The organism is Candidatus Macondimonas diazotrophica (assembly GCF_004684205.1).
Taxonomy (GTDB): Bacteria; Pseudomonadota; Gammaproteobacteria; order UBA5335; family UBA5335; genus Macondimonas; species Macondimonas diazotrophica.
On record NZ_SRIO01000028.1, the window covers coordinates 1 to 10,286 of the forward strand.

Here is a 10,286-nt window from a genome sequence, read left to right on the forward strand (position 1 = left end):
GGGCGGAGGGGGTTTGAGGGTTACGGGGGTGGGGGTATTCAATGGTACCCCACACATTTTTTCAAAATTCCCCCAAATCTAATCCCCAACATATTGAAAAATAACCACCCCCACCCATCTTGACACCTGCCACAACATCCCGTAAAACAGCCACATGTACCCGACATCACCTGCGCCAATGAACGTTCCGGCACTGACCGGATCAAACCGCGATCCGGCCCATATCGGTGGGTACCCTCCCACGCTCCCCGTGGAAATTGCTCTGCGGGTTGCACCCCTGCGCGAGATATGTGAAGCCTACGGCATCGACAAGGACCAGTGGGCAGCATTGCGGAAAGACCCTGTATTTCAGCGCGATCTGGCAGCCGCGATAGATCATGTCAAGAAAGAAGGGGCGAGCGTCAAGCTGAAAGCGCAGCTACAATGCGATGAGTTGCTGAAGACGAGCTGGACGATGATACATGACTCATCTGGCGGCATCCCGCCGTCAGTACGCGCAGACCTCATCAAGCACACCTTCAGGGTGGCAGGCTTGATCGAGCCCCCCAGCGGCACGTCGAATAATGCGCCGACCATGAACATCCAGATCAATCTGTGACCTGATGGCCGAAACGATCAGCTACACGCCGCCGCCGATCCTGAAAGGGTTCATCAAGGAGTATCTGCCTGGTGAGCTGTTCTACAACTGGGTGATTGGACCCATCGGGTCGGGCAAAACCACCGCCATTTTCTTCAAGCTGGCCTACATGGCAGGACTACAGGCCCCGCAGGCGGACGGCATTCGCCGTACACGGGCGGTGATTGTGCGCAACACCTTTCCACAACTGCGGGACACGACGATCAAGTCGTGGTTCGAGTGGTTCAAGGACGGTCAGGCTGGCAAATGGCGTGCGACAGACAAGGATTTTCTGCTGAAATTCAATGATGTAGAGTGTGAAGTGATGTTTCGGGCGCTGGATACGCCGGATGACATCAACCGGGTACTGTCCATGGAGGTGACTTTCGCGATACTGGATGAATTTGTGCACATTCCGCTGGGGATTATGGACGCACTATCCGGTCGGTGTGGTAGGTACCCAGCGAGAAAAGCCGGAGGCCCTACAAACTGGGGGATGTGGGGGTCATCCAACCCTTCCACAGAAGATAATCCGTGGTTTGAGTACCTATTTAACGAGTTGCCAGAGAATGCGCGCTACTTTAAGCAGCCATCGGGGTTTTCGCCAGACGCAGAGAACATCGAGCACCTACCGGGTGGCAAGGAATACTACACCAACCAGGCGAAAGGGAAGTCAGAGCCATGGGTGAAGCAGTTTATTGAGTCAGAGTGGGGATTCAGCGCTGCCGGGAAGGCCGTGATCGGCACGTTCAATCCTGACATGCACATCGCCCGCACACCGCTGCAATATGACAAGACCCAGCCCTTGGTGGTGGGGTTTGACCCCGGCTTGGGAGGTAGTGCGTTCATCTTCGGGCAGGAAGACCTACATGGTCGGCTGAAGGTGTATGGAGAACTGGTGCAGGAAGGGTACGGAGCGCGGCGACTGATCGAAGAACGCCTGAGACCGTACCTGAGACGGAGGTTTCCGGAGGCCAGGATCATCATCGCACCGGATCCGGCGGCATCCAACCGAGGCCAGCGCGACGAGAAGACCATCGTGGATGAGTTGCGCAGGCACTATCAGGTCAAAGTGGAGACCAACAACCGCCTGGCACAGCGCCTGACATCCATCGAGCACTACACGACACGCCTCACGGATGTAGGGCCGGCATTTTTAGTGGATGCGGTGGAATGTCCCGTGTTGGTGCGGGCGCTCAAAGGTGGCTGGCGATTTGAGCTGAACAAGAAGACGGGGGACATGAAGTCTCCTGACCCCGAAAAAAATGCGTACAGCCACCCGGGGGATGCACTGGGCTATCTGGCAAGGTACTATGTGCGCCAGACCGAGCGGTCAGAGCGGTATGCCAGGATGAAGCTCCCTACGCCGCAGATACCTGCCAACCAGTACCACTTCCGGTAACAGATGCCCATGGCCACACCCGCAGAAAATCTCGACCAGACGGACGCTGTGGCAACCTTGCCGCAGGTTACGCAGGACATGCTGTCACCGATACGGGACAAGTACCGCGCGCTGTTCGACACGTTCTCCAATGACCGCTTTCAGGCCGAGCGGAGGTGGTTGCGTAACCTGCGGCAGTACCTGGGTCTGTACGACCCGGAGATCGAGCGCACGCTGGCCAACGGCCGGTCCAAGGCGTACCCGCGCATTACGCGAGTGAAGTGCCTGAGTGTGCTTGCACGACTGATGAATCTGATGTTTCCGGGCAATGAGCGTAACTGGGCGCTGAGCCCGGGGTCGGAGCCGGATGTCTCGCAGCAGGACGCCTTGCAGGCGATACAGGAGTTTATGGTGCGCCAGCAGCAGGCAGGCGTGCAGACGCCGCCGACCGAGGAGGATCTGCGCCAGGCGGTGATGGAGCTGGCCGAGAAGAAAGCATCACGCCTCTCCTCCGTTGTGGATGACTACCTGCAAGAGATGGGAGGCGACCAGACGCAGGACTACATCGCCGTCAATCGGCAGGTGGTGGCGTCGGGGATCCTCTACGGTACCGGTGTGCTGCTGGGACCATTCGCGCGAGAGCAGACCCAGACTCGCTGGCAGTTTGCCGGGCAGGTGCCGCAGCGCGTCACGGAGACCAAGTATAAGCCCCAGTTCGAGTTTGTATCGGTGTGGGATTACTTCCCCGACCTGAACGCCAAGAACCTTACGGGCGATGAGGGGTACTTCATCCGGCGCATCATGACCAAGCAGCAGGTGCGCAAGCTTGCCGACAGGGCAGGGTTCTTCCCGGAGATCATCAGGGAGTATCTGGCTGCCGATGGCGTGAAGGGTGATTACAAGCCCCGCCAGATCGATACTGAGCTGCGCAACCTGGGGGTACAATCCAACGTCAATGCACAGCCCAAGGAGTCGGGCAGATACGAAGTGCTGACATGGTACGGGCCGGTCGAGGTTAAGCACCTTCTGCTGGCGCAGGCTGATTTAGATCTGACGACCGTGGATCTGGAGGAAGAGATCCCGGGCGAGGTGTGGATGGTGGGCGGACGGGTCATTGCCGCCATGCCATCCCCATGGCATATTCTGGACGCGAATGTGCGCACCTGCCATACCTTCACGTTCGACGAAGACGACACCAGCCCCCTGGGGAATGGCCTGCCGGCAGTGATTCGGGACAGCCAGCTCTCCATTTGCGCGGCGACGCGGATGCTGCTGGATAACTGTAGCGTGGTGTGTGGCCCCAACCTGGAGCTGAATGTAGACCTGCTGCGGCCTGACCAGGATCTGACGAGCGTACATGCCTACAAGTTCTGGTACCGCGAAGGCATTGGGGCCGAAGCGCAGCAGCGGGCGATCCAGAACGTAGCCATCGACAGTCACATATCCGAGCTGATGACAGTCATTCGCCTGTTCATGGAGTTTGCGGATTCGGAGTCTTTTGTCGGGCCGGCGACGGGGGGTGACATGTCCCGTGGGCCGAGTGAGCCGCTGCGCACCGCCGCTGGGGCATCCATGCTGCGAGGCGATGCAGCACTGCCCTTCAAGGACATTGTGCGCAACTTTGATCGCTTTACGCAGTCTGTGATTCAGTCGCTGGTGTGGTTCGCACGACTGCTGGGGCAGCATCCTGACGCAGATGGTGACTACAATGTCATCGCGCGCGGGGCGACCAGCCTGATCGCCAAGGAGATTCGAGGGATGCAGGTCGATCAGTTGGCAGCCACATTGACGCCTGGTGAGATCGAGCATGTGGACGCGCGCAAGCTGGTGCAGCGGCGGTTCGAGGTTCGCGATATGGCGGACATGCTGCTCAGTGAGGCCGAGGTAGCCAACAACAGAGCCCAGCAGCAGCAGATCCTACAGGAGCAGCAGGATTTGCAAGCCGAGCACATGCGTGCAACCATTCGGGCTGAGTTGGCGAATGCGTTCAAGGACATCGCACAAGGGCAGAAGAACGTAGCGAATACTGAGAAGTTGCGGCAGGAAGTAACTGATACCATCCTGGCAGACTTGGCAGGCATACCGGAGAACGGCGTTGAGTAATTTGCATCAGAGTATTGAGGAGTTGACGCAGAAGGTGCGGGCGAACCGTGCCACGCCCGAGATGACGTTGGTTGCCCAGTGGCTGGAAGCGCTGGAGATTGATGCGGTGGAGATACTGGTGGGCTGCACAGTACAAGAGCATGATGCTTGCGCGGCGCGGGTTCGGCTGCTTCGGATGCTGCGCAAGAAGATCACAGAACCTTCCTTTGCAGAGCGACAAGCGAGATACGCAGGAGAGCAAGCATGACGAACGAAGTAGAGACTGGCGCTGAGTATGACGATGCGTTCGCGAAGTTCAGTGAGTCTGAGCTGCCGGCGCTGAGTACGGCCCCCAAAGAAGAGGAGCCTGCCGAGGAGGAAGGCGAGGGTGCTGCTGTAGCGGCTGCGGCTGAGGAGGCAGAGGCCCCCGGAGAGGAAGGCGAAGAACCGGTAGAAGGTGGCGAGGAAGGCGAGGAGCCAGCTTCTGCTGACAAGCCGGAGAAAGCAGAGAAACCGGCGAAGCCTGCTGGGGAGGAGGGCAAGCCTGACACTGCTGCCGAGCTGCTGAATAAGCTGGACGCACTGCTGGAGAGTCGCAAGCAGGAGCAGGCGCCAGCAGAGCCGGAGCCGAAAGAGCCCCCGGCACAGGAGCAGCCTGTCTACACGCCGGAGGAGCAGGCGTTCCTGGAGGAGTACGAGAACGAGTGGGGGGATGTCTCCAAGGCAGAATCACTGAAACGACGTGTTGAGTACGAGAAGCTGGTGCAGTACGTGTTCAACGAGGTGGCGGCTGTACTGCGCCCCATGACGCAGGACTTGCAGGCGCTGAGCCAGGAGCGGCAGAAGGCCCAGTACCGGCAGGTGGTGCCGGAATACGACACCTTGCAGACGGACCTCATGGCGTGGGCAGAATCTCAGCCCACCTACTTGCGCGCAGCATATCAACATGTTATACAGAACGGGACTCCAGAGGATGTTGCTGATTTGGTCGAGCGATACAAGCGTGACACAGCGGCATCTACTGAGGTAGAATCACCGAAGCAGAAGGCAACTGAGCTGCCTCCGTCCGCCAAAAAAGCGGCCCAGGCGTTGGCCCCAGTCAGTTCCAAGAGATCATCGGTGGTAGCGGCAGAACCGGACAAGAACGACTTCGATGGAGCGTTCGAAAAGTTCGCAGCTATGACTTAATCGGAACTACGAGGGCTGACTGATGGCGAATGTTACTGGTTACGGAGACATCTCCCCTGCTGTTGCAGCATGGGCAAATGTTCAGATGCTCAAGCGTGCGGTGCCTTACCTGCACTTTGAGCGCTTCGGGCAGACTTATGTGCTGCCCACCAACAGCACCAACACCGCCAAGTGGCGGCGGTACTTCCTGACTGGCGCTACCGGCTCAGCGGGCAATGGTAGCGGCAACTTCTTCGTGCCGGTCTCCACCACGCCGCTGACTGAGGGCGTGACTCCTGCCGGCCGCAAGCTGGCGAACGCCGACTACACTGTCACGCTCAATCAGTATGGGGATTATGTCACCATTACTGATGTCGTGCAGGACACCCACACTGACAATGTGCTGTCTCAGGCTACTGACATCCTGGGTGAGTCTGCTGCTGTCACCCTGGAAGTGCTGCGGTTCAACACGCTGAAAGCGGCTACCAACGTCTTCCGTGCGAACAGCGTGGCTGCCCGCGCGAATATCATCACTGCCCCTGACCTGAACGACTTCCGTCGGGTGTCTACCGGGCTGAACCGGCAGAACGCCAAGAAGATCAGTCAGGTGCTCGGGTCTACTCCCGACTACAACACCAAGTCGGTGGAAGCCGCGTACTTCGCCGTCTGTCACCCCGACCTCGAAAGCGACCTGCGGTCCATCAGCGGCTACAAGCCGGTGGCGGATTACGGCCCGCACACCTCGCCTATGGAAGGTGAGATCGGTTCGCTGGAGCAAATCCGGTTCCTGACCAGCACGGTGTGCGAACCCTACCTGGGCGCAGGCGCTGCTGTCGGTTCGTCAGGGCTGCGGTCTACGTCCGGCAATGTGGACGTGTACCCGATCCTGGTGTTTGGCCGCGACGCCTACGGGATCGTGCCGCTGAAGGGCAAGTCAGCCATGACTCCCATGGTGGTCAATCCGAAGCCGACTTCAGGTGACCCTCTGGCCCAGCGCGGCACGGTGGGCTACAAGTTCTGGACCGGCACGGTGATCTTGCAGCAAGCCTTCATGGCGGTGCTGGAAGCCGGCGCCACTGCGTGATGAACATGTGCCCCTCCCAGGAGGGGCGCACTCTACTTTGAGGCGAGGGTTTTGATATGGCTCTGACGACCAACACACTGGCTCAAACCGGAGGTGTGGCCAACCATGCTACCGGGTATGTGGTTACTGACTCTGGCACGGCTGCTGCGACCACATTCAATGTGGGCTTCAAGCCCCGCATGGTGCGGTTTCACAACCTGACGGACAGGATCAGTGACGAGTGGTATGAGGGCATGGCTGCTGCCAGCTCACTGCACACTGTTGCAGCAGGTACACGCACGTTGGAGACCACCAACGGCATCACTGTCAACGACGACGGGACGTTCACCGTGACTGCGGTCACTATGGTCGCCAGCAAGTCGTTTGCATGGGAAGCGGTCGGCTGACAGCATCCCCGGAGGCAGCCATGATGTATGGTGAAGGGACCGTAAAGCTGAAGCGTGCTGCGAATGGTTTCGTGGTGTGCTTCAGTGACCCTGAAATCGTTGAGTCCAACAAGAAGAAGGACAAATACGAAGACCCAGAAGTCGATATGGTGTTTACGGAGATGCCCAAGCTCATCAAGTTTCTGCAAGACAATCTGGAGAAATTGCTCCAGGAAGATGAATACGATACGGCGTTCATGAAAGCCTTGAAGGAGTAATGTATGGCGACAGAGCTGAAGTCCAACCTGAAGGCGCCCATCGCGGCAGACGAGGAAGGCCGAGTCAGGATCGTTCTTGAGGAGAACGACCAGATTCCTCCGACCGGCCTGTTCGTGGGGGACAACGGTGTGGGTTACATGCTTCGCCCCGGCGAGGAGATTGCAGTTCCTCCGGGGGTGTTGGAGATCCTGAACAACGCAGTAACGTCTGTACCTGTGGTGGACCCTCAGACCTTGGAAGTTATCGACTACCGCAGCAAGAAACTGTACCCGTTTAGCCGTGTCTGACCGACGTGACTCTACAGGAGCTGCTGGACGAGCTGAAGCAGGGGATACTCAGAGACAGCTCTAGTATCCTCTCCGGCCCTGCTGACTCTTTGTGGTCTGACGAGGCGTTAGTACGTTACATCGATGAAGCACAGATGCGGCTGGCCACTATTGGCCTTGTCCTTCGAGACGCTTCTACGCCTGCCGTCACACAAGTCAAGCTCTCTGCTGGCAAATCTGGATACACGCTCCACACTTCCTTGCTTGCGGTAATCTCCGCCCGATACGAGGGGGATGCTCGCGATCTGATCCGTACCGGGCACGCTGCACTATCCGCGTACACGCCGCCCAGCGGCGCGCTGACCTTTGACCCAGAGATGGCTGACCTGCCGCCCGGCAAGCCGGTGGCGTGGGCTAGTGATGAGCAGTTGGACATCAAGTCCGGCCTGTCTGGCATCATGCACTTGCGGGTTTATCCGGAGCCTACGGCGGAGTACACGGGCACAGTGTACTTGCGAACGATCCGCAAGCCTCTGGCGCCACTGTCATTGGACAATCTTGAAGCCTCGCCAGAAGTACCAGAGCAATACCACCTGAGTTTGTTGGACTGGGCGGCCTACCGTGCTCTGCGCAACATCGACAGCGATGTGGGCAACATCTCAGGGTCGAAAAATTTCCGCGAGCCCTTCGACGAGTTGGTAAGACAAGCCAGACGGGATACACTGCGCAAGTTGTTCGCGCCTACTTCGTGGGGATTCGGCCGCAGTGGGTTCGTTTGGGATTCTTGGTGAGGTGAGAAATGGCTACGCCAGAGGAAGAACTGCGGCGCCGACTTGCTGGGCTGGTGCAGAGCACGCCGGTTGTTCGGGCTTCACGGTCGGCGTCACAAGCTTTTCGTGAAGCAGGTGGTGGGGCACGGGGGCTGGGGGCTGGCGAACGGGCGTTTATCGAACAAGCAGTTATTCGCCCGCCGATTGAAGCCAGTGTTGCAGTAGCGCGCCCTATTGGCGAGTTTCTGCAAGGTCTTGTTGGCGGCGCGCCGGCACCTCCTGATCGTCGGGCAGGCGCACAAGCACCCCGGCTCCCGTCATTGGTGGATGTAACGGCAGCCACACCGCCTACGCCGGCACAGCCGACAGCCCGTCCGCCGCTACGCCCCGGACAGACTGCGCGTCCTTCAGTTACTCAGCCGCAACGTGCTACTGCGTCTACGTTTGGCATAGACAATGTGCCGCAGGGGGGCGGGTTTATCTCGTTCGATGAGCCCCTGCGGGCGTCTACCCTCCAGCAGATGGCGCCGCGCTTGCGCGAGCAGTTGGAGCAGACAGGCGCGATACGCATTACACCCGAGCAAGGGCGCAGCCTGGCCAGTCAGGCGACTGTGGTGCCGTCCAGCTTCTTTACCGGCGGTACTGGCCAACCAGCCGCCGTGTCGCCGGCACCACAGACCGTCGGACCGCAGCGCAGCCAACTGATTTCTGATCGCAGCCAGGACTTCGATACTCTGCTGAAGGATCTGGTCAGCCAGGCCACCCGCGAGCCCGGCTCGTACGGCGAGCTGTTTCGGCGCCGTGGGGTACTGGACGCGCTGAACCAAGTGGCCGGTGTAGCACAGGGGGCCGGCACAAACCTCACGCAGGACATTACGAACCTTCGTGACGTGCTGCAACGGCGGAGAGGGGATGATCTTACAGCAGAAGCACGAGCAGCAGAGCGTGGCGTTACTACGCGCGGGCAAGATTTGGCATTCGAGAGCGGGCTGTTGCGAAACTTGGTAGGAGCCCGGAATGTAGATGTACAAGCTGGAGTACAGCGCGAAGGGCAGCAAGCCCAGCTTACAGGTATTCGTGAGCAAATTAGCTCTGCCCAACAGATTGCAAGAGATGCGCCGGTTCGCGCGCTTCAACAAGACGCAGAGGAGCAACTGCGGAGGCAAATTCTTGTCGGGATTAATCCTGACGGCACACCAATGACGCCGGAACAACGTGAGCAGTATTTGGTGCTTCTAGCACGAATGAGTTCAGCGTCTCCTCTGTCGCAGCTTTTGGCGCCTTGATGTATGGCTGTTGCACCCGTCACTGAAGGCGAACGACTCCGGCGGCTTATCGAAGCCCCTATAGCTGTTGCACCAGTATCTGGAGCGCAGACTGTCGCGCCTGAAGCACCTGGCCCGGGCAGTGAGTTTGGGCGGAGCTTCCAGTCTGTACTGGGTGGCACTGTTGGTGGGATAGGGCAGATTGCAGCAGACTTGCCCGGTGTTGGCCCAGACAATGCTTTGCAGCGATTTGGCCAAGAAGTACAGGCGCGAAACGTATCTGGGATACAAAGCCTGTCTGACATCGTTGAGCGACCTGTTTCTGCGTTAGGGTCTGCGACAGGTAGTGCTGCGGGCTCCGTTAGTGCCATGGTGGGTGCACGGGCGATTGGTGGCGGACTTACCAGAGCGGCAGCGTTCATACCACATCCGGGTGCAAGGGCCGTCGTTGCCGGCGCTGGACAAGCTATCTCAAGGTTCGGGCCCGCGTTGGCGCTGTTCGCACCTTCGTTCTTCGGCATACGCCAACGGCAGATCGCCGACCGGCCAGAGGCAGAGAGTGACCCTGGGGCGATATTGGCCGGTGCTGCCGGCGGTGCTGCTATGGCAGCAGTTGAGCGCTTGGGCGGCGGTGAGCGCCTGGCCAGTATTCTGCTTCGCGAAGGCAGAGAAGGGCTTGCAAAAGAGGTTGGGAAAGCAGGTGCGCGACAGGTTGCAGCAACTGGCGCACTGCGCAACTTGGTCACCGGTCCGGTAGGCCGGACGGCACTGCGGGCAGGACTAACGGAAGCAGCAGAAGAAGCTGTCCAGAGCCCCATCGAACAACTGGCTTCCTTCCAAAATCCCTTGACGCCTGAGTCTCTGCAAGAGACTGCGTTCCAGACAGTCATGGGCGCGCTGGGCGGCGGCGGCATAGGTACTGCGTTCGGAGTGCTGACCCCTCGTGGGAAGGATACGGTTGATCCTAGTGATGTCTCAGACAAAGACATTACGAATGTAGTGGATGGTGCG

12 protein-coding genes are annotated in these 10,286 nt (G+C 59.1%); all 12 read left to right on the forward strand.

Annotated elements, in window-relative coordinates:
- Positions 1–154 precede the first annotated feature (154 nt).
- Entirely contained in the window at positions 155–598 is a 444-nt protein-coding gene (locus E4680_RS12930; RefSeq protein ID WP_135282837.1) for a hypothetical protein, read from the forward strand.
- A gap of 4 nt (positions 599–602) precedes the next feature.
- A complete protein-coding gene (locus tag E4680_RS12935) occupies positions 603–2,018 on the forward strand; it encodes a hypothetical protein (RefSeq protein ID WP_135282838.1) in 1,416 nt (471 codons plus the stop codon).
- A 9-nt stretch (positions 2,019–2,027) separates the two neighbouring features.
- The gene (locus E4680_RS12940; RefSeq protein WP_135282839.1) at positions 2,028–4,100 is read left to right on the forward strand and encodes a hypothetical protein; all 2,073 of its coding nucleotides are present in this window, start codon (positions 2,028–2,030) and stop codon (positions 4,098–4,100) included.
- Positions 4,093–4,347, forward strand: a complete 255-nt coding sequence (locus tag E4680_RS12945) for a hypothetical protein (RefSeq protein WP_135282840.1) — start codon at positions 4,093–4,095, stop codon at positions 4,345–4,347. Before E4680_RS12940 ends, E4680_RS12945 begins: the two co-directional genes overlap by 8 nt.
- A complete protein-coding gene (locus tag E4680_RS12950) occupies positions 4,344–5,267 on the forward strand; it encodes a hypothetical protein (RefSeq protein WP_135282841.1) in 924 nt (307 codons plus the stop codon). The genes E4680_RS12945 and E4680_RS12950 overlap by 4 nt, the downstream gene beginning before the upstream one ends.
- Positions 5,268–5,289: 22 nt before the next feature.
- On the forward strand, positions 5,290–6,330 hold the full coding sequence (locus tag E4680_RS12955) for a N4-gp56 family major capsid protein (protein WP_135282842.1): 1,041 nt from the start codon (positions 5,290–5,292) through the stop codon (positions 6,328–6,330).
- Positions 6,331–6,386: 56 nt separating this feature from the next.
- Positions 6,387–6,716: a hypothetical protein gene (locus E4680_RS12960; protein ID WP_135282843.1), complete on the forward strand. Its 330-nt coding sequence runs from the start codon at positions 6,387–6,389 to the stop codon at positions 6,714–6,716.
- Between the two features lie 20 nt (positions 6,717–6,736).
- A complete protein-coding gene (locus tag E4680_RS12965; RefSeq protein ID WP_135282844.1) occupies positions 6,737–6,973 on the forward strand; it encodes a hypothetical protein in 237 nt (78 codons plus the stop codon).
- Positions 6,974–6,976: 3 nt separating this feature from the next.
- On the forward strand, positions 6,977–7,261 hold the full coding sequence (locus tag E4680_RS12970; RefSeq protein WP_135282845.1) for a hypothetical protein: 285 nt from the start codon (positions 6,977–6,979) through the stop codon (positions 7,259–7,261).
- A gap of 5 nt (positions 7,262–7,266) precedes the next feature.
- Positions 7,267–8,031 (forward strand): phage adaptor protein, encoded by a 765-nt coding sequence (locus tag E4680_RS12975; RefSeq protein WP_479688849.1) that lies wholly within the window; start codon positions 7,267–7,269, stop codon positions 8,029–8,031.
- A gap of 512 nt (positions 8,032–8,543) precedes the next feature.
- Positions 8,544–9,296 (forward strand): hypothetical protein, encoded by a 753-nt coding sequence (locus E4680_RS12980; protein ID WP_135282847.1) that lies wholly within the window; start codon positions 8,544–8,546, stop codon positions 9,294–9,296.
- A 582-nt stretch (positions 9,297–9,878) separates the two neighbouring features.
- On the forward strand, positions 9,879–10,286 hold a 408-nt coding region (locus tag E4680_RS12985; RefSeq protein WP_135282848.1), incomplete at its 3' end, for a hypothetical protein.